The organism is Diaphorobacter sp. HDW4B, from assembly GCF_011305535.1.
GTDB lineage: Bacteria > Pseudomonadota > Gammaproteobacteria > Burkholderiales > Burkholderiaceae_C > Diaphorobacter_A.
In genome coordinates this window covers 729,549-755,384 of sequence record NZ_CP049906.1, presented here as the reverse complement: position 1 = coordinate 755,384, position 25,836 = coordinate 729,549, and the positions used below count along the sequence as shown (strand labels likewise).

At 61.2% G+C, this 25,836-nt stretch carries 19 protein-coding genes; 5 read left to right on the top strand and 14 right to left on the bottom strand.

Annotated features, from left to right (window positions below; translation table 11 throughout):
• Positions 1 to 31 precede the first annotated feature (31 nt).
• Genes G7048_RS28255 through G7048_RS28240 form a run of 4 tightly spaced genes read right to left on the bottom strand, consistent with a single transcriptional unit; the run spans position 32 to position 4,243 of the window.
• Positions 32 to 1,027, bottom strand: coding sequence for a tripartite tricarboxylate transporter substrate binding protein (locus G7048_RS28255; protein WP_166071804.1), 996 nt, complete (start codon positions 1,025 to 1,027; stop codon positions 32 to 34).
• On the bottom strand, positions 1,024 to 2,445 hold the full coding sequence (locus G7048_RS28250; protein ID WP_166071803.1) for a sensor histidine kinase: 1,422 nt from the start codon (positions 2,443 to 2,445) through the stop codon (positions 1,024 to 1,026). Before G7048_RS28250 ends, G7048_RS28255 begins: the two co-directional genes overlap by 4 nt.
• Positions 2,432 to 3,118, bottom strand: a complete 687-nt coding sequence (locus G7048_RS28245; RefSeq protein WP_166071802.1) for a response regulator — start codon at positions 3,116 to 3,118, stop codon at positions 2,432 to 2,434. Before G7048_RS28245 ends, G7048_RS28250 begins: the two co-directional genes overlap by 14 nt.
• A gap of 36 nt (positions 3,119 to 3,154) precedes the next feature.
• On the bottom strand, positions 3,155 to 4,243 hold the full coding sequence (locus G7048_RS28240) for a YncE family protein (protein WP_166071801.1): 1,089 nt from the start codon (positions 4,241 to 4,243) through the stop codon (positions 3,155 to 3,157).
• Positions 4,244 to 4,433: 190 nt separating this feature from the next.
• Between G7048_RS28240 and G7048_RS28235 the strand changes: the two genes are divergently transcribed.
• The 5 genes from G7048_RS28235 (at position 4,434) to G7048_RS28215 (ending at position 10,803) form a co-directional block, all read left to right on the top strand.
• Positions 4,434 to 6,617 (top strand): TonB-dependent siderophore receptor, encoded by a 2,184-nt coding sequence (locus tag G7048_RS28235; RefSeq protein ID WP_166071800.1) that lies wholly within the window; start codon positions 4,434 to 4,436, stop codon positions 6,615 to 6,617.
• Between the two features lie 25 nt (positions 6,618 to 6,642).
• Positions 6,643 to 7,470, top strand: coding sequence for a hypothetical protein (locus G7048_RS28230; protein ID WP_166071799.1), 828 nt, complete (start codon positions 6,643 to 6,645; stop codon positions 7,468 to 7,470).
• A gap of 40 nt (positions 7,471 to 7,510) precedes the next feature.
• Positions 7,511 to 8,602, top strand: a complete 1,092-nt coding sequence (locus G7048_RS28225; protein ID WP_166071797.1) for an ABC transporter substrate-binding protein — start codon at positions 7,511 to 7,513, stop codon at positions 8,600 to 8,602.
• A gap of 68 nt (positions 8,603 to 8,670) precedes the next feature.
• Positions 8,671 to 9,420, top strand: coding sequence for a hypothetical protein (locus G7048_RS28220; protein WP_240933396.1), 750 nt, complete (start codon positions 8,671 to 8,673; stop codon positions 9,418 to 9,420).
• Between the two features lie 729 nt (positions 9,421 to 10,149).
• On the top strand, positions 10,150 to 10,803 hold the full coding sequence (locus tag G7048_RS28215) for an SMI1/KNR4 family protein (protein ID WP_166071796.1): 654 nt from the start codon (positions 10,150 to 10,152) through the stop codon (positions 10,801 to 10,803).
• 205 nt (positions 10,804 to 11,008) lie between these two features.
• On the opposite strand, the gene G7048_RS28210 is transcribed toward G7048_RS28215, so the two are convergent.
• The 10 genes from G7048_RS28210 to G7048_RS28165 all read right to left on the bottom strand — a co-directional run bounded on the left by G7048_RS28210 (position 11,009) and on the right by G7048_RS28165 (position 25,805).
• A complete protein-coding gene (locus G7048_RS28210) occupies positions 11,009 to 14,500 on the bottom strand; it encodes an IPTL-CTERM sorting domain-containing protein (RefSeq protein WP_205750431.1) in 3,492 nt (1,163 codons plus the stop codon).
• Positions 14,501 to 14,880: 380 nt separating this feature from the next.
• Positions 14,881 to 15,780, bottom strand: a complete 900-nt coding sequence (locus G7048_RS28205; RefSeq protein ID WP_166071794.1) for a leucine-rich repeat domain-containing protein — start codon at positions 15,778 to 15,780, stop codon at positions 14,881 to 14,883.
• 251 nt (positions 15,781 to 16,031) lie between these two features.
• Positions 16,032 to 16,697: a response regulator transcription factor gene (locus G7048_RS28200; RefSeq protein ID WP_166071793.1), complete on the bottom strand. Its 666-nt coding sequence runs from the start codon at positions 16,695 to 16,697 to the stop codon at positions 16,032 to 16,034.
• The gene (locus G7048_RS28195) at positions 16,660 to 18,963 is read right to left on the bottom strand and encodes an ATP-binding protein (RefSeq protein ID WP_166071792.1); all 2,304 of its coding nucleotides are present in this window, start codon (positions 18,961 to 18,963) and stop codon (positions 16,660 to 16,662) included. The genes G7048_RS28200 and G7048_RS28195 overlap by 38 nt, the downstream gene beginning before the upstream one ends.
• Complete coding sequence (locus G7048_RS28190; RefSeq protein ID WP_166071791.1) at positions 18,963 to 19,862, bottom strand: ABC transporter substrate binding protein; 900 nt, start codon at positions 19,860 to 19,862, stop codon at positions 18,963 to 18,965. Before G7048_RS28190 ends, G7048_RS28195 begins: the two co-directional genes overlap by 1 nt.
• An 894-nt stretch (positions 19,863 to 20,756) precedes the next feature.
• A complete protein-coding gene (locus G7048_RS28185; protein ID WP_166071790.1) occupies positions 20,757 to 22,874 on the bottom strand; it encodes a TonB-dependent receptor domain-containing protein in 2,118 nt (705 codons plus the stop codon).
• Between the two features lie 103 nt (positions 22,875 to 22,977).
• A complete protein-coding gene (locus tag G7048_RS28180) occupies positions 22,978 to 23,418 on the bottom strand; it encodes a CopD family copper resistance protein (RefSeq protein WP_166071788.1) in 441 nt (146 codons plus the stop codon).
• Entirely contained in the window at positions 23,397 to 24,053 is a 657-nt protein-coding gene (locus G7048_RS28175) for an ABC transporter ATP-binding protein (RefSeq protein WP_166071787.1), read from the bottom strand. Before G7048_RS28175 ends, G7048_RS28180 begins: the two co-directional genes overlap by 22 nt.
• Complete coding sequence (locus tag G7048_RS28170; protein ID WP_166071786.1) at positions 24,046 to 24,825, bottom strand: ABC transporter permease; 780 nt, start codon at positions 24,823 to 24,825, stop codon at positions 24,046 to 24,048. The genes G7048_RS28175 and G7048_RS28170 overlap by 8 nt, the downstream gene beginning before the upstream one ends.
• Positions 24,822 to 25,805, bottom strand: a complete 984-nt coding sequence (locus tag G7048_RS28165) for an ABC transporter substrate-binding protein (RefSeq protein WP_240933395.1) — start codon at positions 25,803 to 25,805, stop codon at positions 24,822 to 24,824. Before G7048_RS28165 ends, G7048_RS28170 begins: the two co-directional genes overlap by 4 nt.
• Positions 25,806 to 25,836 lie beyond the last annotated feature (31 nt).

Here is a 25,836-nt window from a genome sequence, read left to right as displayed (position 1 = left end):
GTGACTTTGAAAGGGAGTCGGGCCGCAAAGGTCAGGGCGGTAACACCGTCCATCCCGATTCCTTGAGCAATTGCTGATACCCGCGCACCAGCGATTGAACCTGATCGCTGAATGGCTGACCGGTCTGTGCCAAAGGCAGCAGGCCTTTGTCGGTTCGCAGTTGCACAAAGGCTGCCGAGGCCAGCAGCCTGTCCATTCTGGCGACCCAGCGGGAATAGTCGGCATCTGGCACGCGCGGCCCCATGTAGAGCCCACGGATGTTGGACCAGACGATATCGATGCCTTCCTCCTTGGCTGTCAGCACTTCGGCGGGTTGGTGCGGCAGGCGCGAGGGTGCCAGCACAGTGAGGATGCGGATCTGCGCTCCGTTGCGGATCAGGCCGAGGGCCTCCGAATAGTCTCCGGACACCACATCCACATAGCCTTTTTGCAGTGCCTCGTTGGCCTCGCCGCCACCTTCAAAACCCACGAACCGGAACGCGTTGCGTCCCAGTCTGGCGGCCTTGGCGATCAATGCGGCTTTCATCCAGTCCTGACTGCCGACGGTGCCGCTGCCGCCCATGACGACTTTTTCCGGGTTCTTGTTCAGTGCGGCGAGCAAGTCGGTGAGCTTGCGGTACGGAGAGTTGCTGCGCACGATCAGCACGCCATGGTCCACGCCGATGCCCGCGAGCCAGCGCACATCGTTCACGCCGTACTTGCCGAATCGACCTTGCGAGATGCCGAACAGCGATCCTCCGGAGAAGGCGACCAGCGTGTCGGGCTCGGCGTTGCGCTGGGTGATGATGGCGTTGAAGGTGACAGCACCGATGCCACCGGGCATGTAGTTCACTGTCATGGGCGCAATGTCCGGGTTGCTCAACGGCAGGCCTACGCGGAGCAACTCGCAAGTCAAGTCAAAGCCCGCGCGCGGTTTGGCGGGGGCGATGCATTCGCTTGCGAGCACGGCGGATGACAGCAGCATGGCTGCGCTGCCAGCGCACAGATGAAGGAATGCGTTCGACAGCCGCAGGCGAAGGCGTTTCAAGTGGCATTCTCCTTGGTCCATTCACCGGCAGGGCGGTGCCTTGCGGGCAATTCCAGCACGATGCTCACGCCCTGACCATCGGGAGTGTCCTCAATGCGCAGGTGCCCCTGATGCTGCTCCATGATGGCCTTGGCAATCGCCAGTCCCAATCCCGCACCGCCGGGGCGTGCGGTCTTGCCGCGTCGAAAGCGCTCGCCCAGATGTCCGCGATCGGCCGCTGCAATGCCGGGGCCGTTGTCGGTGATGCGCACCTGTGCAAGTCCTGCCTGTTCCGTCACATCAAGGCTGATCTGCCCGGCCGCAGGCGCGAACTTGATGGCGTTGTCCAGCAGATTGGTCACGGCCTCGCGCAGCAGTACTGGAGAACCTTCGACAACGACCCCTTCGGGTGGCGCAACAAAGGACACGATCTGCCGCTTCTTGCGTGCCTGCGAAAGCAGGGAGCGTGCCGTGTCGTTGACCAACGTATCGAGCTGGATGGTTTCAGCAGGTTCACCTTCGGTGCTGGCATTGTTCACATGCGCCAGCGCCAGCAACTGGTTGACCAGCCGCGTCGATCGCTCAATGCCGCTTTGCATGGCCGCCAGCGCATCCCGCACGCGCGGCAGCTCGGGCTCGCGCAAAGCGTATTCCACCTGGGTGCGCAGCACGGCCAGTGGGGTGCGCAACTGGTGGGAGGCGTCTTCCAGAAACTGCGATTGCGAACGCGCCAGTTGCACCCACTGACCGAGATGGTGGTTGATGGCTTCGACCAGAGGGCCAATCTCTCGTGGCACACCCGTGGGATCGATCGGAGCCAGATCGTCACGCGCTCGCGAGAGCACCTCGGCACGCACGCGCAGCACCGGGCGCAAGGCCAGTGCGATGGAAACGGCCATCAACAGGGCGATCACGAACACCAGCAACAGATCGAGCAACACGTTCTGCCGCTGCAGGGCGAAGACAAAGCTGGCGCGTGCCTCGGTGGATTCCGCCACTTGAATGACGAGGTTCTGCGTCTGCGCACCGTAGAGCGGCTTGTCCAGACGTCGCATGTACGCGCCGATGCGCACGGGCTCTCCAAAATATTCCGAGTCATAGAACACGGGCTCGCCCAACTCCAGTTCCTTGGGCGGTGCGGGCAGATCGGCGTTGCCCAAGGTGACCAGACCGTCTTGCGTGCTGATGCGGTAGAACACCTTGCCGTCGGCGGTGAGCTGGAATGCCTCCAGCATTTCATAGGGCAGCTCCACGCCCAGACCACCGCTTTCGGTGGAGATCTTCGCGTTGATGCCTTTGATGGCGCCGGTGAGCGAGCGGTCATAGGCCGCATTGGCGGCAATGCGTAGTTCACGCCAACTCAGCCACAGCTCGCCGCACATCAGCAGCGCCATCGTGGGCAGCAAAAATGCCAGCAACGTCCATTTAATGGATTTCACAATGGTCCGTGCCCACTTCAAGGCAGTAGCCAAAGCCACGCATGGTCACGATGGTGACGCCGCTGCCGGACAGCTTTTTTCTCAGGCGATAGATGAGCACCTCGATGGCGTCGGTGCCCACGTCGTCGTCCGCAGTGAACACGCGGTCGAGCAGTTGCGTCTTGGAGATCGGCTCGCCACCGCGCACGATGAGGGCACTCAACAGCGCATGTTCGCGTGGAGTGACGGAAAAGGGCTTGTCCCCCAGCAGGAAGACCTTGCTGCTGGCATCAAACACCAAGGGCCCGCAGGTCATGCGCGTGTGCTCGCGCCCCCGGCTGCGGCGCACCAACGCAATGAGGCGTGCTTCCAGTTCCGCGAGGGCGAAGGGCTTGGCCAGAAAATCATCGGCCCCGGCGCGCAAGGTGGCGACGCGTTCATCCAGCGAATCACGCGCCGTGAGGATCAGCACCGGCACCCGGTTGTCCTTGGCACGCATGGCGTCCAGCACGCGATTGCCGCTCATGCCCGGCAGACCCAGATCGAGCACCACGGCATCGAATTCTTCATGGGCGAGCAGGTTCTCGGCCATGACGCCGTCATTGGCCCACTCCACCGAGAACTCGCTTTGCGCCAAGGCCTTGCAAAGCCAGTTGGCCAGTTCGGCCTCGTCTTCCACCAGAAGTATGCGCATGGGTAGTCTTGTGCGACACGCCGTCCGAACGCAAGCTCAACGGCGACGGGCAATGGTCAGTACGGTGAATGTATCGGGAACGAAAGTGTTGGCATAGAAAGGGGAAACACTGGTCGTCACCGGTTTGGCATAGTCGGCGCTGCCTTGTGCGGTGAACGAGTAGATCTTCTTGTTTCGTGAATCCATGGCCATGGTGCGCACATTGGCGCGGGTGCCCACGGCTTCGATGGGGCGGTAGGTGTTGGCGTCCACCTGCTCGAAGACGTTCAGCACGGCGTGAACGCTGTTGGAGAGAAACACACGCTTCAAGTCGCGGTCGTAGATCAGCCCGTCATTGCCGCCGCCGATCTCATGCGTGTAGATCACCTTGCCGTCTGCGGAATCCATCACGGCGAAGGTCGGCTTGGTCTGGCCGCGGCCCCGGCAGCCCAGAAACAGGCGGTTGGAGGGCACATCCATCACGAGGCTGTTGGTCTGCCCACAACCCGGCGTGGGCCAGGTGGCGGTGAGCTTCATGGTGCGCATGTCGATGCGGAACACCTGATCCACATCGCGTGCGGCCATGTAGAGAATGCCCTTGCCATCGGAGTCCGCATGTTCCGGTTTGGCCGATGGAACTGCGATCTTGCCGATGACATGGAGCGCAGGGGCCTGCAGCACGATCAGCTCCGCCTGCGCACTGTTCTTTTCCGGCTCCATGTTGACGATCAGCCGATGCGTGGCTGCGTCATAGTGGCTGTTGTCCAGACCCGCGCCCAGCTTGATGACCGGGCCGACGACTTCCAGCGTGGACAATCTGAACGGCGTGAGCGTGCCGTCCTGATTGTTGGAGACGCCCAGATCGAGATCTGGCATCAGCGTCGCTCCATTGGAGGAGCCGGACTGCGTTTGCGGCACCACGGACACCATCTTTTGGGTTTGCAGATCAAACACCTTCAGTCCCTCGCTGCGGTGCCCGATGAAGAGGTGCTGGCGACCTTCGTCCAAGGCGAGATAGTCCCAGCTTCCACCTTGGCCAGGCACCGGAGTCGCGCTCTCGATGTACCAGCCGTCGAAGGCACTGGCGTTCATGGACAGGGTGGCTCCCAGTGTCACTGCAGCGATGATGCGGGCTGCGTTTTTCATGGGTTGTCTCCAATGCTCGTTGCAATCGAGTCATCGTAGTCAGGCGAATCTGTTGAATAGCTGTCAAAACCCAATTGTCATCAGGTCCGGATCTGACAGGTCTTTTACAGCTTCGGCTCTCTACACTTTTTCTCAACCGGTGGATTGGTGCCGGAAAACAAATGCAGACAATTCAACGATGGAGACAAGCATGAGAAAAAAACAGCAATACCCGGCTCGTTCATGGCGCAAGGTGAGCGGTGCCGCAGCCTTGGCCGCCGTGACTGCTTCCTCGCTCTCTGCGCTGTCCGCCGACGCTGCCGACGCCGAAGGCCAGACCCTGGCTCAGACGCAGACCATTGCACAGGCGGGCAGCGACGCTGCGGTCAATCCGGACGGCAAGAGTGAACCCGGCAAGCCAGTGGAGCAGAAGCTGCCCAACGGCGAAGTCGTGATCGACGGTGCGGATGTTTCTCTGCCCATGACCAAGAACGTCATCTCCCGCGATGCGCTCGACAAGGCCAATCCGCAGGATGGCTATGAAGCGCTCAAGAGCGTGGCGGGGGTATCCAACGCCAGCGCCAAGGGTACGATCTCGGACAACCTGAACATCCGCGGCATCCAGCTCGATACCTATTCCAGCTACCGGCTCAACGGCGGCGTGGCACTGGTCAACATCATTGCCATTCCTTCGGAAAACAAGGAGCGCATCGAAGCCTTGAAGGGGGCCAATGCCTTGATGTACGGGCTGGCCAGTCCGGCGGGCATCGTCAACCTGGTGACCAAACAGGCGACGAACAAGGACGTGACCACATTGGGGATTTCAGCCAACTCCTTCGGCGGCTACGGTGCCAACGTCGACATCGGCCGACGCTTTGGTGAAAACAAACAGTTCGGCCTGCGTGCGAACCTGTCTGCCGCGCATCTGGAGAGCGGTGTGCGCGGGGGGGATGGAGAAGGCCAGTTTGGCAGCATTGCGGCTGACTGGGTGGTGACCGACCAACTCAAGATCAAACTGGACTATGAGCGCTACCGCCGTGACGTGATCGAGCAGTCGCAGATCCAGCAGCTCAAGCCCGTCAATGGCGTGATCGCGATTCCGCATGTGCCCGATCCACGGCAACTGCTGTCCGGCTCCTGGGCCAAATACAAACCGACGATCGAGAACACGCAGCTGCGTGTGGACTATGCGTTCAACAGTGACTGGGGTGTGCTGGCAGAGGCCGGGCGCTCGGTGGGCGAGCGCTCGCGCTTCATCAGCCGAATCAACGGCTACGACGTGAATACCGGTGAAGGCGTGAACAACGTCACCTTTGTGCGAAACCAGAAATACACCAACTCCTATGCCAAGACGGAGTTGCTGGGAAAGTTTGCGACGGGCCGTCTTGACCATGCGTTGACGCTGGGTGTGATGTACGCGGAACGCGAGGCCAACACCCCCAGCGTCACCACGGTCAAGGTTCCGCAGAACATCTATACGCCGCGCTCCCTGAACGAGCCCACCGCACCGAACACGCCCATCACATATTCGCCTCAAGTGGCCAAGAACGTCGGCATCTATTTCTACGACACGGTCTCGATCGGCCAGCAGTGGAAAGTGCTTTTCGGTGTGCGCCACACCGGCTACGACGCCAGCAACACGACCAACGGTGTGGCCAAGGAAACCAGCACCAGCAAGATTTCCCCGGCGTTGGGGGTGATCTACCAGATCACGCCCGCCACTTCGCTGTATGCGAGCTACATGAAGGGGCTGGAGGAAACCGGCACCGCGCCTGTGGGCACGATCAACCAGCTCACGTTTCTGCCGCCCGCCGAGGCCACGCAGAAAGAAATCGGTCTGCGTTCCATGCTGGCGCCGGGCTGGTTCCTCACCACGGCGGTCTTTGACATCGTGCGCGCCAATGCCGTCATCAACCCCACGGCCAATGTCTATCAGATCGATGGAACCACGCACTACCAAGGCCTGGAAGCCACACTGAACGCGGACATCAACAAGCAGTGGACCGTGAATGTAGGTGGTCAGTTGATGAAGGCAGAGCAGAACTCCCAACTCGACAAGACCATTCAAGGCCTCACTCCCGAGAACACGCCCAAGCTGTCGGGCAACATTTCAGCGGTCTACCGCCCCTCGGCCGTGCCGGGCCTGTCGCTCACGGCGGGCGCATCCTACAACGCCAAGCGCTACATCAATCCGCAGAATCAGGGCGTGATTCCCGCCGTCACGGTGTATTCCGCTGGCGTGGGTTATTCCACCAAAGTCTTCAGCCGCAAGACCACCTTCCAGGTGAACGTCGACAACCTCACCAACAAGCGTTACTGGAACTCCGCCAGTGGCGGTGCCTACGGCATCGGCATGGCGCGCGGCGTCAAGGCCAGCGCCAAGATGGAATTCTGAGCCAGAACGCTCGCAAGGAGGAATCATGCAGAACTTCATTCTTCGCAGCCTTGGTCGTGGGTTGCTGGCGGTTTCGTGTCTCTTGAGTTTGGGATTGGGCTTGGGCTTGGGCTCGGTCACGCACGCCCAGACCCCCGAAAACACTTTGCGCTCCACCGGACCCGTCACCTTGGTGATGTCGTACTACGTCTCGCCAGCCAACCGCCTCGCATGGCGCGAGGAAATGCAAAGCAACGGTCTGCGCCAGTTGCAGGCCTGGAAGGAGCGGGGCGTCTTCAAGAACTACCGCGTGCTGGTGAGCCGCCATGTGGATTCCGGCGGGTGGGACACCATGACCATCCTCACCTTCGGCAAGGCCACCGATGCCGCGCAGTGGAAGAAAGTGGAGCAGACCGCACCCGCCGGGCTGAGCGCCAAAGCGTTGGGTCTGGCGGAACGCATCGAGACCACCCCCGTGGATCTGGTGCGCTCCAACAACTCCACGGATGACGCAAGCAACTCCGTTTACCTCGCCATTGGCTACCCGTCGATGGGCGACACGCAGGACTATCTGCGCCATGTCGACGGTTATGTCGTACCTCAGCTCGACGGGCTGGTCAGCGCCCAGACACTTCGCAAGTACCGTCTCTACGAGAGCCGTTATGCGCAAGGTGCGGGCAGGCCTTGGGCGACGATGGCATTGCTGCAATACAAGGGCGATGAAGGCCTGGCCAGCAGTGATGCGGCCACAGCCACCGTGCGCGCGCGCTTGCAGGAACAACCAGCCTGGAAGACGTTGGCCGAAGAGGTCCGCAAAACCGGCAAGGACACTCCCGTGCAATTCGTGTTGGCCGACCAGATTGCGCTGCCCTGAAACGCCACCGCCATAACCCATTGATTGGAGACACCAGATCATGAAAAAAACACTCGCCCTTGCCGCTGCCGTCCTGCTGCTCAACGCCTGCGGCAGCGTCAGCCAGAATCAGACGATGAGCCACGAACAAGTGGTTGCCGCCGCCCAGCGCGAAGGCAAGGTCATCGTCTACAGCGTGCTCAGCAACAAGGCGGCTTTGCCGCTGGTGCAGGATTTCAACCGGCTCTATCCGGGCATCAAGGTGGAGTACGACGGCGAGGGCGGATCCAACGAAACCAACGACCGCTACAAATCCGAAGTGGCCGCAGGCAAGGAATCCGCCGACGTGATGTGGAGTTCGTCGATGGACCTGCAGATGAAACTGGTGGCGGACGGCTATGCCTTGCCTTATCGATCGCCCGAAGCGGGCAAACTGCCCACATGGGCCGTATACAAGGACCTGGCCTATGGAACCACGTTCGAGCCGGTGGTCATCGTCTACAACAAGGCCAAGGTGAGCTCCGATGAGGTGCCGCAGGATCGCGCAGCACTTGCCAAGCTGCTGACCGCCCAGCCCGACAAATATCGCGGCAAGGTCGCCACCTTCGATATTGAAAAAAGTGGCGTGGGCTTCATGTTCGCGGTGCAGGACAGCAAGCATGACCCCAACGCCAACCGCCTGCTGGCAGCGTTCGGGTCCAACGATCTGCGCACATCGCCGGGAACGGGTGCGGTGATCACCAAAGTGAACTCGGGCGAATACCTGCTCGGCTACAACATCATGGGCGCGTACGCACTGTCGCGCTCCAAGAAGGACTTGCCCGGCATGGGCGTGGTGATTCCCAAGGACTACACCGTCGTGCTCTCGCGCGTGATGTTCATCAGCAAGCACGCCAAGCACCCCAACGCCGCCAAGCTCTGGAATGACTACGTGCTCTCCGCTCGCGGACAGAAGGTGATCGGAGACTCATTGGAATTGTTCGCCATTCGCGAAGACGTGGATGCCGAATTCACCGCTGGCAAACTGGCCAAGGAACTGGGCAACCGTTCGCGCCCCATCGCCGTGAATCTGGAGATCACGGAATACCTGGATCCAGCCAAAGCCAAGGCCTTCACGGCGCAGTGGAAAGCAGCGCTGGGTGCCGCGCGATAGATCACGCGTTGTCGTATCGAGGACAGGATTCGCAGGATCGAATGAGAGGGGATAGTTTGCTGGCCGGGATGCAGATCGAAGGCGCTGTTCGTAGCGCCTTCGCGCACGTACTATCATTGTCCGAATCACATTCTTCGAACGGCAAATTCGTGGGCTTGCCGTCTGTATCCAGTCAACCAACAATGAACCAGATGCTCCGCAACCGAGTCGATCCGTGGGGTCAATTGCACGCGGTTTCAGATCGCGGCACGTTGATGGGCAACCGGGGGGTTCTGCACAACGCAGAAAATCACATCATTCGGCCCTGGGCTCACAAGTCCTGGGTCACCTGCCTTCTTTCCTACAAAGACATCAAGCGCCCAAAGCCTTTTTCTGCAGGCAACTACTCGGAGCTTTTCTTTCTCGATGAGGCAACGGCGTTTTCTGCTGGCCATCGGCCATGCAACTATTGCCAGCGAGAACGGAGCCAGTTGTTCAAGGCCGCCTGGCTGCAGGCCAATGCGCCGTCTTCAAGGCCATCGGATTTCAGCCTGTCGGAGATCGACGCCCAACTGCACAAGGAACGAGCCGTGCGCGGCGGGGCAAAGGTGGCTTATCAAGAATCGGTTGCCATGCTCCCACTGGGTGCCATGTTCGCTCATGCAGGCACAACCTATCTGGTGGGTACCAATGGCCATTCCCCTTGGTCCTTTGGCGGCTATGGTCCCGCCATCGAGATGGACCCCGCTACACAGGTTTCCGTGCTGACCCCGAAGTCCATCGTGTCAGCCTTTGCGCGCGGTTTCCAACCGCATGTGCATCCAAGCGCCAAGGGCTAGCTCGACCACTCTGGTTGAACGATCCGAGGCAGGTGTCGATTCCCGTTGAATCTGCCCAACGCAACTGAAGAAAATCAATCAGTTGGCTCGGCGTGCACCACCAGATATGGGATCCGTTTATCACTTAACTTGGGATTTTCGGCATTTTTTCTCATTGAAGTTGGGATTTTCCGCATTGCATCGGTCTCCCAAGATCCTCGGTACGAGCGCCGTGCCAGCGCAGGTCTTGATAGGGGTGATCTGCTGGAAGAAACTCGAGTTTCGAGACTGTTGAAGTTTTTTCAGCAGGGATCACGCCGGTCATTCGAAAGGGGGATTGGCGTTTTCTTTTCCCCAAGCAACCTGTTTTGGTGCTTGGGAGGCGCAGGGTCTCAACGCAATCCGCGACAGTCTTCCCGCGTTCCTATCCGCCAGCCCGAGAACAACAGATGGATGGATGCGGCAGTCAAAAGTCGACCCTGAGGAGACCGTCCACGTCAAAGACAACGGACATCAACCGCAGCACTTGCGCCGTCCATTGCATTGGCAATAGGCTTCAAATCTGATAACCATCCAGTCGCGAGTTTGAGTATCCCGCTGGCTAGAAACAGTACAACAGCAGGTATCAAATTTGACGACGCAGGCTGGGCCAGATTCGTGGGTGCACTGGAGGCAGCGAGTGCGCTTGGACATCGGGCTAAACTCCAACCTCGATACTGTCTCGAACGGCACCATCACAAGGATGTAGACATGGACTCCTCGTTGGCAAATCGGATCGCGAAGATCCGCTCTGAACTTGACCGGCTAAAGGCGGCGGACCTGAAGACCACCATCATCAACGTCGGAGACCGCGAACTGGTCGGTTACGAGTGCAGCATCCATGGTGCAGCAGTGCATCGTTACGCGCTAGGCGCGCCAGTGAATCCCGACGAGCTCGCTGCATTCGAGCGTCGGCTCGGCACCCGTCTGCCATCGGAATACCGCGAATGGCAGACTTTGGTGAGCGACGGCGGCGCTGGTCCCATGCTCGGCTTGTTTCCTCTGGCCGAGGAGGCTGAAAACGCTGAGATCGACTACGCGGCCGATTTCCCGTTCACTGCCGAGAAACCCTGCGCTGCTGTCCCCGAGGGAGCGGACGAAGAGTGGCTGCAGAACACCGCTCGGATCTACCGTGGCATGACGTTCATTGCAAACGAAGGGGATGGCATGTACAACCTCCTGATTCTTCGAGGTGCCGCCTCGGGACAGGTCTGGTGGTACAGCCACGAGCACGCCTGCACAGCGCCGATCCTTCACCCCGAAACCCGCAAGCCGTTGAGTTTTCTGGACTGGTTCGAACTATGGCTGACACGAGCACTCGATCCGGACAGCGACGAGGTGGGAAGCTTCGGAGATTTTGTCTGACCGTCTAGTTCCGAGAGACTGGTTCTGGCCGACTTCGGGGGCAGACCGCGACCCATTGCAGCCATTGACAACCCGTCAAAGTAGTCTTTCAGCCTGCACCTTTCACCAAGGCACTCGCTCTCGAGTGCCATCCAAGCCTTTGTTTCGATTTGGTCACAGCATCATTGAGACAATCTGAACACAGCTCAGCGGCATAAACCAGATCTCAACGCCTGCTCTTGCGCTTCCACCCGAACCAGGCCAGTCCCAGCGCCAGCATCGCAATGCTCGCCGGTGAGAGTGTCGGAACCGCTGTCGTGCCCGATGTATCCGCCGGGTTGGTCGCCACGGCCACTTGCCCGGGATCCACAATGCGTCCGTTCACCTGACCATCGTCATCGCCTGGGCCGCCGTCACGCAGAGAGAGCGTGACGGTGGTCGAGCCAGCCTGTGTGACCGCATTCGCATACGGCGCCCACACATCGTGGGAAAGTTTCCAGTAGCGTCCGCCTTGTGGCAGCGGGCTGGGCAGCGTGAGCGTCACTTGCACATCGCTGGCATCGCAACCGTTCAACGCAAAGTCCAGCAGACCATTCGGGAAGTTCAAGTGGCTTGGCGGTGCCGTGCTGGCGCTGGACACGGACAGCACCGTGATGTGCTCAAACACACAGGTATTGCCACCGCCTGAGACGGTCACTCCAACCGCTGCGCCTGCGTTGCCACCCGCTCCCGCAGGCACGGTGCCGGTGAACGCCTGCGGATTGACCAGCGGCGTCGCAGGGTTCGATGTTGCAGGTGGATTGCCACCGCTCGAGCTGCTGCCCGCCCCGTTCATCGCCTCAACCGCAAACGTATAGGTCTGCCCATTGGTCAGACCCGTCATGGTGCATGTTGTGGCCGTGGCGGGTGTTGGCGTGCAGGTCTGCCCTCCCGGCTGAGCCGTCACCAGATAGCTGGTGATACCACCGCCTGTGTTCGCGGGGGCCGTCCATGTCACCGTCACTTGCCCTGGGCCAGCCGGTGTCGCCTGCACGTTCGTTGGAGCGCCTGGTGTCACGCCGGTGATGCTGAGCGCGCGCGTGACTTGCACAGCCGCATCCCAATTGCTGTCACCCGCCTGATCGGCCGCAAGGTTGCAGGTACCGGCAGCCACCATCGTGACGGTCGTGCTCGCAACCGTGCAGACACTGCCCGTGAGGCTGCTATAGGTGATCGGTAGATTGGAGCTGGCGGTGGCAAGCGGGTTGATCGCAAACGTGCCATTGGCCACGAACGTCTGATTCGCTTGTGCGGGGAAGGTAATCGTGTTCGTTCGCTGACCAACTTGCACATTCTGGAGGACCTGCGTGGCAGCGACCCAGTTCCCATTGCCAGCCTGATCGGCGGCAATCGTGCAAGTGCCCGCAGCCACCATGATCACCGTAGTGCCCGCAACCGTGCAGATACTCGCTGTGGTGCTGGTGTAGGTGACCGTCAGGCCAGATGTGGCGGTAGCCAGCGGATTGATCGCAAACGATCCGTTGGCCGCGAAGGTTTGAGCAGCCTGCGCCGGGAAGGTGATCGTGTTCGCCCCTTTGGCAATGGTCACGTTCTGTGGGACAGGAGTGGCGGGCCCCCAAGTGGCATCACCCGCCTGATTCGCCGTGATCGTGCAGGTGCCTGCGGAGATCATCTGCACGTTGGTGCCAGAGACCGAGCAAACGGTAGGCGTTGAGCTGCCATAGGTCACAGCCAGGCCTGAAGAAGCCGTGGCGACTGGGTTAACCGTAAAAGAGCCGCCAGTGAAATAAGTCTGGCCGCCTTGCGCCGGGAAAGTGATGGTGTTGGTTCCCGCCGTAATGCTGATGCTTTGCGTGGTCTGCGGGGCGGCACTCCAGTTGTTGTCAGCCGCCTGATTGGCCGCGATGGTGCAAGTGCCGACCGCCTGTTTGGTGACCAGAGTGCCTGAGATGGTGCACACCGAAGGCGTGGTGCTGCTGTAGGTCACCGGCTGGCTGGACTCACCTGTGGCCACTGGGCTCAGGGCAAAGCTGCCGCTCTGCGTATAAGGCTGGCTCCCTTGCGGCGGGAAAGTGATGGTGTTGTTGCCTCTCTGGATGATCACTGTTTGAGTGACTTGGGAGGCAGCGACATAAGCCACGTTACCACCCTGATTGGCTGCGACGATGCATGCGCCCGCACTCACCATGTTCATGGAAGTGCCTGAGACGCCGCAAATGGTAGGGCTGCTGCTGCTGTAGGTCACGCCCAATCCGGAGGAAGCAGATGCCAGCGGGTTGATGGAGTAGGTGCCGTTGACCGAGTAGTTCGGCGAGCCTTGGGCTGGGAAGGTGATGGCTTGCGTGTTCTGCGGGACCACTGCATTGCTGACGACAGAGGTTGTACTGGCACCATCTGCATTCGTGGCGGTCACCATGAAGCTGTGGCTGGTGCCGAAATTCAATCCTGAGACCGTGCAGGAGTTGGTGCCAACCGCTGCCGTACATCCACCACTCGGGTTTCCGTTGACGATAAAGCCTGTCAGTGCGCTGGTGCCACCGGAGGTCGGCGGTGTCCAGCTCACGCTGACTTGGCCCGAGCCAGCCATGCCTGCAACCGCTTGGACATTGGTTGGCATATCGGGGGCAATGACTTGACGGGTGATGTTCACCGTATAAGTCGTGGTCGTGGTTTCGTCGCCTGAGACGAGCTGCACCAAGATGGAATTGACACCGGGATTGAGCGCCACCGGAACGCCGACGCCGCTGGTGGCGGCGTTGCCATTGACGGTCAAGACCGAGTCATTGATCCAGGCTGTAGGAGTGACTGTGGCGCTAGCGCTTTGAACCGTGGCAGAGTAAGTAAGGGCGGTGGCAGAAAAGCTGGGGGAGAGGGTCGCTGCGCCGCTACCAATGGACACTGTCAAATTCGACAACTGTGAATTGCTGGACACAGCACCGTTGGTGCTTTTGAAGACGCCGCTGCCATTGGTACCCGCATACAGCTTGCCGGAGTCGATGGCTAGGCTGAGCACTTGGCCATTCGTCAGCCCGGTGTTGGCAGCAGTCCATTGAGTGCCGCCATTGGTGCTTTTGAAGACGCTTCCGCCATTGGTACCAGCATACAGCGTGCCGGAATCGATTGCTAGAGTGTAGACGTAGCTACTCGTCAGTCCGGTATTGACAGCGTTCCATTGAGCGCCGCCATTGGTGCTTTTGAAGACGCCGCCACTGGTACCCGCATATAGCGTTCCGGAACCGATGGCTAAGCTGAACACTTGGCTATTCGTTAGCCCGGTGTTGACAGCGTTCCATTGAGTGCCGCCATTGGTGCTTTTGAAGACGCCCCCGCCGGTCCCCGCATACAACGTGCCGGAATCGATGGTCAGGGCGCGCACATACCTACTCGTCAGCCCGGTGTTGACAGCGTTCCATTGAGTGCCGCCATTGACGCTTTTGAAGACGCCGCCGCCATCGGTACCCGCATAGAGCGTGCCGGAATCGATGGCCAGGGTGTAGACGTATCTACTCGTCAGCCCGGTATTGACAGCGCTCCATTGAGCACCGCCATTGGTGCTTTTGAAGACGCCGCCGCCATCAGTTCCCACATACAGCGTGCTGGGAGTGGTGCTGGAGTCGACAGCGAACGCAGTGAATGTTCCTCCCGGTGGCCCATTGGTCTGCGTCCACGCATCGAGAGCCCAAGCTGTCGAAGTCGCGGCAGCGCAGCCCCAAACCAAACAAAACTCCATCACCCACCGCAGCCACGCCAGAAAAAGCAGCCGCCCTCTCCAAAACCTTACAACATCAACAGTGACAGCATTCGTATTCATATTGGTTTCATCCGCAAAAGTAGGTCATGGGCCGCTTAAGCCACGAAAAACATGGGTACAAGAAATGAATCCGTCCTCCATACCGAACATGCGGTTTGAGGGAAACTGAATACGATTGGCTTGAGAAGGGGTGGAGCGTGGCTTCGCGCGCGTGAGGCTGAGATTTGTCTACATAGCCTAGGGTCGTCCACACCTCCATAGCAATGCGAATGCCAGCAAGTCGGCCGAGTGTTGAAATGCCTTCATGGGGTAATTTCCTTGCTGACGAGCGTTATTCCATCACCGGATCAGGCGCGGCCATTTCGGCGCAACGCCACCACAGCGGCGAGCAAGCCGCCCAGCAACAGAAGCGCCCATTCGCTCAACGTCGGCACGGGAGTTGTGGACGCAACACTGGCCGTGTCGCAGGCGCGCCACCAGGGCGTGCTGCCGGTTGCGGTGTTCCAGGCAGGGCTGTCGGCGTACGGCTTGCTCAGCGGGTTGGTGCACAGGCTGGATTCGTTGGCGACCAGCGTGGCCGGGGCGGTGGGAGGGCTGCCTGTCAACCGGTTGTTTCCCACCATGAAGGACGTGAGTTTCAGGCCCGTGAGGTCGGGGATGGTGCCCGAAAGCTGATTGTTTTGCGCGAGGAAAATCGTCAGGTTTGTCAACCCGGACAGCGAGGGCAGCGAGCCGGTGAGGCCGTTGAAGTTGACGCGGAAGGTTTCGAGGTTGGTCAGCGCGGAGAGCGAAGGAATCGTGCCAGTCAGGCCAGGGCCATTGCCAGCAACCGAGAAGTTGCGCAGCGAGGTCAAGCTGGCCAGATCGGGGGGAAGGCTAGTGAGCGTGCTGCTGCCATCGCCGTTGGTACTGAAGGCGATGAAGCCCCGCAGTTCAGTCAGCCCCGCCAACGCGGGCAAGGGACCGCTGAGTTTGTTGTCTGGGAGGCGGATGGCGACGATATGGTCATTGGTTCCATCGTTAGCACCACAGGTGATGCCAAACCAGGCGCCGGGGCCATTTCCGGTGCATACCGTGGAACCAGGGGTTTCCCAGCCCGTCTTGGCAACCCAGTTTGCACCGTTGGTGCTGGTGTAGAGCGCCTGGAGCACGGCACGTTCGGACGCGGGGATGTCCGCAAAGGCGGGCGAAAGACTCGTACTCAGCAGCACAGCAGCAGCGGCCTGCCATTTGGAAAACCAAGACATGAAAGATCCTTTTAGTGAAATCACGAATGCAATTGAGGCGTGAACCAGCCAACGATTTGTCGGCGGGCTGCGCAACGACTTGCGGCATCCATGACACTAAATGAAACATTTTTCACGCACATCACCCAGTTGGGTGAGGCTGGCCCTTCCACTGGCAGAAGTTCTGCACGGAAGAACCGCTTGGCCTCCATGGATTGCTTTCAGCGCTTTTGTCGGAGCGCTGGATCCACTTGTACTTAAACCAAAGACATTCAGGAGGCATCGTCGCCCAACACCAGCCCCATCCGACTGGCCGCGACGATGGCCTGCGTGCGGGTAGTGACATCCAGCACGCGCAGCACAGCGCTCACATGGGTCTTGGCGGTGTTGTGGGTCAGCCCCAGCTCCTGCGCGATCAGCTTCATCGGCTTGCCCTCCAGGATCAATCGCAGTACCTGCGTTTGGCGAGGGGTGAGTCCCAGCTCGACGGGGCTTGTGCGCGGCTGCACCGGTATCGCCAGCGCCATGCCAGCGAGGCTGAGCGGCGGCACGTAGATGCCGTGTGCCAGCACGGTGCGTAGCGCCTCGAACATCTGTTGTGACGAGGCTGATTTAGGGATGAATCCCATTGCGCCCAACTGGATGGAACGCACGATGGTGACCTGATCTTCCAGCGACGACATCATCACCAGTGGTACACCGGGATGCCGCTCGCGTACCTCCTCCAGCGCCTGTAGGCCATGCGTTCCGGGCAGGATGACATCGAGAAGGATCAACTCGATGCCCGCACCGCTGTCGAGGGCGGCCAGCGCCTCCCGGACATTGGACGCGTGCCAGATCTGCACCGCTGGATCCAGCTCCTTGAGCAGCAGCGCGACGCCATCGCGGAACAGCGGGTGATCATCTACCAACAGAATCTTCATGGTCCGAGTCTGCACCGTTTTGAATCATCCCGCCTCCCCCGCTTGGGTGAGCTTCCAGCGCGGCCGCGATCGCTGTCAGCAGCCGTCCGGCGCCGACAGGCTTGTGCAGCAGTGGCAAGCCTGCGAGGGCCACGCGCCGCAGATCGGAGGCAGCTGTGTCGCCGGTGATGATGATCGCGGGCACTGCTTGGCCAATATGCGCACGAATCTTCTCAATCGCGCTCAGGCCATCATCGCCTTGTCGCAACCGGTAGTCGCACAGGATCAAGTCGGGATCGCGTAGATGTTCATCGAGCAAGGCCAAGCATTGCCCGGCCGATGCAGCGGTGAGTACATGCGCGCCCCAACTGTGGCACAGCGCCTGCATCGCGTGGCACGTATCGGCCTCGTCGTCGATCACCGCAATGAACGCACCTGCGATGCGCCCTGAGCCCGTCAAAGTTTGGGGCCGAGGCGCCACCACCGGCGGCGCCTCGGCCACTGGCAGGAGGATTGAAAAAAAGGTGCCCCGGCCGGGCGCGGAGCGCAGCGTGTAGGGATGCCCCAGCAACTCCAGCGTTCGCTTCACGATGGCCAGACCCAGCCCGAGCCCCTTGTTGCGATCGCGCTCCGGGTTGTCGATCTGAAAGAATTCCTCAAAGACATGCGGTAGCTGGGCGGGCGGGATTCCGACGCCTGTATCCCAGACCTGTAGCTCGACCGCGCCCGGGCGTCGACGGCAGCCGACGAGCACCTTGCCGTGCTCTGTATAGCGGATCGCATTCGCCACCAAGTTGCTGAGCACCCGTTCCAGCAGCATGGCGTCGGTGCGCACCGCGCAGCGCGATGGCACCACCCGCAGCCGCAGTTGCTTGCGCACGGCTTGCGGACCGTGGTTGGCAGCAACCCGGTATAGCAACTCTGCCAGCGCATGATCGTTCAGCACCGGGCGGGACATGCCCGCATCCAGTTTGGAGATATCGAGCAGGCCGACGAACAGCGCCTCCATTGCAGCGACCGATACCTGGATATGGTCCACCAACGTACCGACTTCGGCGGTGACCGCTTGCCTGCGCAGCACCCCTACCAGCAGGCTGATGGTGTGCAGCGGCTGCCGCAGGTCGTGGCTGGCCGAGGCCAGAAAGCGCGTCTTGGCATGGCTCGCTTGCTCAGCTTCTTCGCGTTTGGCCACCAACTCGTGGGTGCGCTCGGCGACGCGAGTTTCGAGCAACTGATACGAGTCTCCGAGTCGCTCAGCCATTTGGTTGAAACGAGTCGCGAGTTGGCCCAACTCGTCGCGGCGCGCAAGCGCGATGCGATGGTCTAGATGGCCTTCGCCGATACGGTCGGCGCCCTCGGCAAGTCGCTGGATCGGCCGCACCACCCGGCGCGCCAGCACGATACCGACGGCCGAGCCCGCCACGACGGCGAGTACGAGAATCATCAGCGTGGCGGCCAGCGCACGGCGCACCGGCGCATAGGCCTCGTCACGTGGCTGCTCAGTGATCAATTGCCAGCCGGGAACGCTCAGCGCTGCAGCACGAGCGACCATTGCACGGCCTGTGGGCATCTTGAACTCGATCAGCTTGCCGCCAGTGCCATCGCCGAGCACCACACGCGCCGGAGAGTGGGCGGTCACATCTGGACGGGCCAACACTTGGAAAAAGTCGGGATGCGCCAGCAAGCGCCCTTCACCATCGACGACATAAGCAACCCCCTCGCGGCCAAAGCGCGCTTCGCCGATGATCTGACGCAGTTGCGCCAGGTCCAGCTCTCCCACGAGCACCCCGCTCTCAGGACGCTTGCCGCGCAACGCCATCACCACGCGCGGCTGATTGACGATGAAGGTGGCTGGGCCGAACCACGGCGCTGCGGCGCGAGCCTGCACAAACTCGGGCGACTGGCTGCGGTCTTCATTCAGGCCGATGCGGTCTGGCGCCATGCGCGAGATGCGCACGCGCTCGCGGCCATTTCCGTCAATCCAGTACAGCGACTCGATCGCCTGCGATTGCTTCATCAGGCGGTACAGCTCGACTTGGATATCGGCGTCCGCATCTTCAATATGGCCCGAATCCAGCAGCGACAGACTGGAGCGCAGCAAGGCCCCGGCCTCGCCGAAGAAGCGCTCGATCCGGGCCGAGGCCTTTGTGGCTTCAAGGGCCTGCAGCGCCTGCACAGCCACACGTGTCTCGCGCTGGATCAGCCATAACTGCGCGCAGCCGCTGGCCAGAAGGACTAACGTCACCAACCCGGCAATCCACAGGGCGTAGCTGCGCCACAGGCGATGGCCGGACCAACGCATCAGTGCGCTCTCCCGTTGATTCCGCCGGACGCACTCGCGGCCTGAGGCCGGATCAAACGGTCAGCGCGCGCGATGAGTGCGGTGGGCAGTTGCACTCGCATGCGCTCGGCTGTGTCGAGGTTGATGCTCAGCCCCGCTTCATACAGCTCCTGCACCGGCAACTCGGCAACGGAGCGGCCACGCAGCACCTGGTCAACATAGTGCGCCGCGCGGCCACAAAAATCGGCGCGTCCAACGACGCCGTAGCTGAGCAGACCGCTGGCCCGGTTGCTGAACCAGGCATGGTGCGAGATCGCAGGCAGGCGCAGCCGCAGCGACTGCCTCGCATGCTCAGTCAGCAGCGCCGGGGAATCGGGCCGGATCATCACTGCATCGACCTTGAGCCGGGCCAGCTCCTCCCAAGCACGGGCAATGTCTGCCTCGCCAGAAAAATGCACCCGAAACAATTCGGCACCAGCGCGCCGAACTATGTCGACGACAGGACCAAGCCCACTCCCATCCTTTTGCACGTGCAGCGGGTTGGCGTGGTTCTCGATCATGCCAATGCGGCGCGCGCCTGGGAAAGCCTGCAACAGCACTTCCATCGGTTTGATACCGTGCTGGCCAGTCAGGCTCAATACCACTCCTGTCACGTTAGCCAACGGACGCGCTTGCGCATCAACGACCCTGCCCAGGTTGCCCGAGCCGATGGCAATGATGGGCAACTCCTTTGTGGCCTGCATCAGGGCTTCAGTCGGCGCAACCGTGGTGCTCAGCAGCACATCTGGGCGGCGCGCCACCAGTGCCTGCGCCAGCGGTGCAAGCCGGGCCGGATCGTGGTCCGCGTCGTGCCATTCGAGCGTCAATTGCTTGTCAAACGACCAACCGGTTTCTTCCAGTGCCGTGCGCAGCTCGGCCATGCAAAGCCGCTCCGGCTCACTCGGCCCTCCGCCCAGATAGGCGATGACGCGGGGACCAGCCTTGGTCTGCGCCATGAGGGGTTGGCTGCCGATTTGCAGGACAGCAATCGCCCAAACGGCGACGCAGGATGAAAGGAGGCGTGGCGGGATATATGGCATGGAGACGCGGGCGGTATAGCGGAGCCGGGCGTGGCGTAGCCATTATGCGATGAGGTTTTCGGCAGGCAATAGGCATGCACGGGCCGCTGTTGCATTGCAGGGACTGCCCATAAACGTAAGTGCCAATGCGTACTTTCTTGATGGACCTACATACCAAGATGATCAAGATGTTTGAAACGAGGAGCCCGCGGCACATCTACAGACGACATTAAGTGCCAGGTCCCAGATGATTGGATCGTAAAAATCAAGCGCCCTCTACTGTTCAGCCGTGACGTGATTGCGGCCGACACTTGTCCTGCACAAAGTGTTGAGCGACCGAAGTAGCCAAGTGACTGCTTTAGAGATGAGGAGCGAAGGACAGCTCATGGCCGGGAGCGCCAGTTCGCAGACCCACCGGAAAGCGGCGACGGATCGAAAAGGGAATCCAAAAGCCCGTCCGATCTCAGTTTTCGGCCTGCTGAACCTGAACGCCCCAGCGGCTTGGTCAAATTGCCGCCTGCTTTCCATACTCGGTAGGACTCAGGCGAAGCCCGTTGACCCAACTGCCAGAGATGCGCGAGTGCGGCTCGGAAGCAAGAAGCCATCAGAGTTCAAACTTTGCACCGTGACCCAAGGCTGCGCAGTATATCGCTACGCCCACTTGAGCTCCAACTTGCGGGGCAGAAGGCGTGGGGGGGGGGGTGGATGGACATCTCTCCCGTCTCGGCTTGAGCAGGCGAGACGTCCATCCAGACTTCAGAATCGGTAGCTCAACCCCGCATGGATGCTGCGCCCGTTGCCCGACAGAAAGGTTGGCATGGCCGATGTGCCTGTGCTGCGGATGACGAAGGCGCTGGCATAGGTGCGGTCTGTGAGGTTGTCCACGGACAGGTAGGCGTGCCAGTTTCTGTGTGGTTGGTACGTCACGCGCAGGCCCAGCAGGGCGTAGCCGTCCTGCTCTGTGCCATCCACGTTGGCGTGGTTGGTCTGGGTTTTGGTGGGCTGCCAGCGCAGTGTGGGGCCTGCGCTCCAAGCACCTTGGTGGTAGCTGATTTCGGCTCCGAGAAGGTGTCTTGGAACACCTGCAATGGTGTTGCCGGAGAACTCGCCATTGCGGAAACGGAAGTCGTTGAACGTGTATGCGCCCTGGTAGCGGATGGAGCCGTTGCCGACGGCCCATTGGCCTTTCACGCCTGCTTCGATGCCTTGATGGACGGTGCGCCCGCTGTAGTTGAAGGTGCCTGCCGATGTGCCGTTGGCGTTGGTGACGGCCATGAGTTCGTCGTCCACGTGGCTGCGGTAGACGCTCATTGACCACTCGCCAGCGTTGCGCCCATCGCCGAACTGACTGCGTGTGCCCAGCTCCAGTGTCCAGGCGCGCTGCAGCTTCAGGCGATTCATGCCGGTGTTGAAAGTGGCCGTGTTCATGGGGTTGCTGACGTCGCCGGAGATGATCTCCCAGTATGTCGGTGCTTCGCTGCTGCGGCTCAGATTGGCGAACACGCGCGTGGCGTCGCTGGCTTGCCAGATGGCACCGACGCGTGGCGTGACGGAATTCCATTGTTGGTTGAGCTGGGTGCCGACAGTCTGCTGTGAGGCATCACGGATGGCCTGTACATAGCGCAGATCACCAATGAGCTTCCAGTCTGGCGCAATGCTCCAGCTCAGACCGGCGTTGGCGCTTCGGTTCTCGGCTTGCAGCTTGTACTGGGCGGACGCGGGCAGGCGTTCGCCGGTGGTGCCGTTGACGACGCGCAGATCCCGATCCATGTCCGTGCGGGCCCAGTGCAGGCCGAAACGGTATTCCAGATTGCCGCTGCGTCCGTGGCTTGTCCATTGCGCGCCGAAGGTGTGTCCGTCGGTGGGGCTGGAGATCGTCGGCGATGTGAAGGTGTCATCCACGGATTGCCAATACACACCGAAGCTGTGGCGCAGGGCATCCGTGCCCCACGTGGTGCGGTTGGCCAGACGCAGTTGCTGGGTCTGCCGATTGGGATCGCGGATGTAGATGTTGTTGGATTTGTCGGCGGCTTCGCTGTAGTCGCCCAACACGCTTCGCGGGTCGCTTCGCAGTCGCGACCCTGGAATGACGTTGGGAATCTCGAACTCCAGGTCGGTGTACGAGAGGTAGGTGCGGTTTTCCAGACCGCCCGAGCGCCAGCCCGCATTGGCATGCAGGCTGCTGCGGCTGGATGCGGAATGGTGACGGTAGCCATCGGCCTCGTCATGGCTTGCGAAGACATGGGTATCCCAGTCCTCCGTTTGAGCGCCGACGGACGCGGAGAGGCTCTTGCGCCCGAAGCTGCCGATGCTGGCGTCGATGCGATTGAGCTGTCCGCCGGTGATCGACTGGAAGTCGAGTTCGCCGCCCAGCGTGTTGGCAGAAGCGTGCTCGGCATTCGCACCACGGCGCACTGCGATCAGGCCAGCATTGCGCGGCTCAAGCAGGCCCATGACGAAGGAGCCATCAGCCTCGTTCAACGGCATTCCGTCCTGCAGCAACAGCACGCCGCGGTTGACGGGATTGCTCTGGATGCCCGAGCCGCGAATGTTCAGGCGCGGCTGATCGATGCCGCCGAAGAATTCCTGAATCACGATGCCGGGCTGGTTGGCCAGCGCGTCGTTGAGGGTTTGAAGACGCACGCGTTCCTGTGGTGCGACGAGATTGACGCCGCCGGGTACGTTGTTCAATCGCGCCTTTTCTCTGGCGAGCCGGGCGGCCAGATCGGGGCTTTCACTGCTGGAGTCGACCACGCTGACCTCGGGCAGTGAAGGCGTGATCTGGCTTTGCGCGTGGGCGGGGCTGAAGCAGCTCAGCAGCAAAAGAAAGAGGGGTGTGTGCCGCAGAGTGGGCGCAAGAATGCTGGTAGTCATGGCGAGGTTGAAGGAGGTGGAAAAGAGGGGCAAAGGCGGGAATGACGGGAAAGCGAGTGCAGGCCTGCTGCGCATCGATTCATCGATTCATCGATTCATCGGTTCAGCGGACGTAGAACATCCACTTGGCCAGCAGCACGATGAAAACCATGTGCGTGAACACACTCAGGTGGATGCGCTTGAAATACTTTCCCTGCAGCTTTGCGCGTCGACGCAGCGCCATGGCGGTGAAGAAGTGACACAGCACGCTGAAGGCCAGCGCGATCTTGGCCCAGAGCATCAGTCCGAAGGTGTTGGCAAGCGGCGCTGCCAGCAGCGGGCGGTATTGATAAAGCGCCATGCTGATGCCCGCGCCGAACAGCGCCAGCAGCACCCACGGCATGATTTTTCGGGCGCGTGCGGAAATCGCGCCTTCGAGCTGTCGCATGAGGTCGCGTGGCAATTGCTTGCGGATCGCCTCCAGCATCAAAACCTCGAAGGCCACGACGCCGATGAAGAACAGCGCGGCAAACAGATGGATGGTCAGCAGGATGGGGTAGTGCATGGTGGGTTCGTTGAAAAATCCGAAACGGGGTGCAGTTGCATGGATCGCATTTCCAGACAGCGATCGACCATGGAGGTGAGTTCCTGCGGGTGATGGCTCACGCAAAGCAGGCTGGCGCCGGTGTCTGAAATGCGCTGGCGACAAAGCTCGGCCATGTCCTGGCGCAGGGCTGGGTCGAGCGCGCTGAAAGGCTCATCGAGCAGCAGCAGGTCCGGTTGCATGGCGAGCGCGCGCGCCAGAGACACGCGTTGTGCCATGCCGCCGGAGAGCTCGCGCGGCCAGGCCTTGGCGACAGCGTCGTCCAGCTGCACGCATCGCAGCCAGTGAGCGGTGCGTTCCTTGGCTTGCGTGAGCGGAACGCCCGCCGCAGTCAACGGCAGCATGAGGTTGTCCTGCACGCTGCGCCAGGGAAGCAGGCGCGGCTCCTGAAACAGCATCACGGTGCGCGAAAAGCGGTTGCGAACCGAGCCGCTGTCCGGTTGTTGAAGTCCACAAACGATGCGCAGCAATGAGCTTTTGCCGCAGCCGCTGGGGCCGAGCAATCCGATGCTCTCGCCGCCGCGAAGGCGCATGCTCAGATCGCGCAGCACCGTCTGCTGTCCAAAGCGCAGCGTCACGTTGGCGAGTTCAAGCATGGCGCACCTCCTGCCAACGACCGAGGCGGCGTTGCAGCGGCTGAATCAGCGCGAGCTCCAGCACACCGACGAAGCTGACGATGAGAAGCACCCAGGCATAAAGCTCGGCGCTGTCGAAGGTGGCACGGGCATTGGCGAGGGCGTGACCGACGCCACTGTCGGCACCCAGCACCTCGGCCATCACCACCAACCGCACGCCCGCGTTCACCGCGATCAGCAAGGCTGCACTCAGTGGTGCGGTGAGCGCCGGAATGTACAGATGCACCAGCCGCAGCCGCCAGCCAAAGCGGTAGACATGCGTCATCTCCAGCAATTGCCGATCCACTTGCTGCATGCCCTTGACCGTGTTCACGTAGAGACCCGGTGCGGTCATGAGCGCTGTGAGAAAGATGACCATGGACGAGCCAAGTCCAAACCAGAGCATGGCCAGCAGCACGACGACCACGGCGGGAATCGACATCAGCAGCCAGCGCAAGGGCTCCAGCAAGCCGCGCAACTGAGCACTCGCAGCCGCCATCAAGCCCAGCGCAAATCCGACGAGACAGCCTGCACCAATGCCGATGGCCGCGCGAATCAACGAAGTCAGCGCCGCAGGACCGAACCGTTCGCTGCTGACCAGCGGGCCAATCGCTTGAACGGTCTGCAAGGGCGTGGCCATGAGCAGCGGACCCAGACGCTCGGCGGTGAACTGCCAGGCGACCCCGATGGTCAGCAGTCCCGCCGCCACCCACGCGCGCGATGTCCGCGTGCTTGTTGAGGCGTGAGCGTTCATGGTCCGTAGAACGTCTCTGGCGGCAACTGGTTGCCGATCACCTTGGGGTGCTTTTGCTGAATCAGCCGGTACAGCGCCTCGATTTCCGGCTTGGCGTTTTGGGCGGTGCGGCTCTCCAGATGCGTGATTTCGATGGCGTTGCGCAGCACCGCAACCGGCATGTGCGGCAAATGGCGATGCGCGATTTCCGCACAGCCGAGCGCGTTGGCCTTGCACCAGCGCGTGGAATGGGCGTAGCCCTCCTGCACCGCACGGGTCAGGGCGGGATCGTTGGCCACATCTCCATTGGCCATCAAGCCAGCCTGAGGCAGGGTGGGCTGTTGGGGATATTGCTGGGCCCAGGCCTCTTCAAGGCTTTGCACGCGATACAGCTTGGGCGATTTCCCATTGGGCGCTTGGCTCTCGCTGCGCCACAGCAACATGCTGCCAAGTGGCTCGGCCAAGGCCACGTGCCGGCCCTTGCCGGACAGCATGAGCGCAATCGCATCCTGGCCGCTGCGGGTGCGGCGCAGTTGGACGGATTTGCCTTCCGGACTTGCGGTCTGCTGGCTGGTCAGCAAGGTATCGATGAGCACGTCGCCCAGATCATGCTGAAACGGCGAGAGCAACTCCTGCCCCGCCATGTCCTGAAACCCCTTGACCTTCGGGTCGGTGCTGATCAGCCAGATCAATCCCCACACGGACACATTGAGCAGACGCACCGGCTGGCCGCGATTGGCAAGAAGCGCGGGAAGCGTCGTCGGGCTGGCGCTGAAATCGAGCTGCTTGTGCGCGAGCAGCGAGCTCAGTTGATCGTGCGAGTCCCACAGCCGGAACTCCACGGTTTTGGCATGGGCCTTGAGCGCCTGCGTTTGCACCATGTGCATCAGCGGATAGCTGACCACCGCGCCGGGGCCGCCCAGCACCAGCTTGTCGCGCTGCTCGGCCTGAGCACCAACCGCGCTGCATCCCAGCGCCACGGCGAACGAGAGCAGGCGCATGCAACGGGACGAAAGCCGATGTCTGGACGCT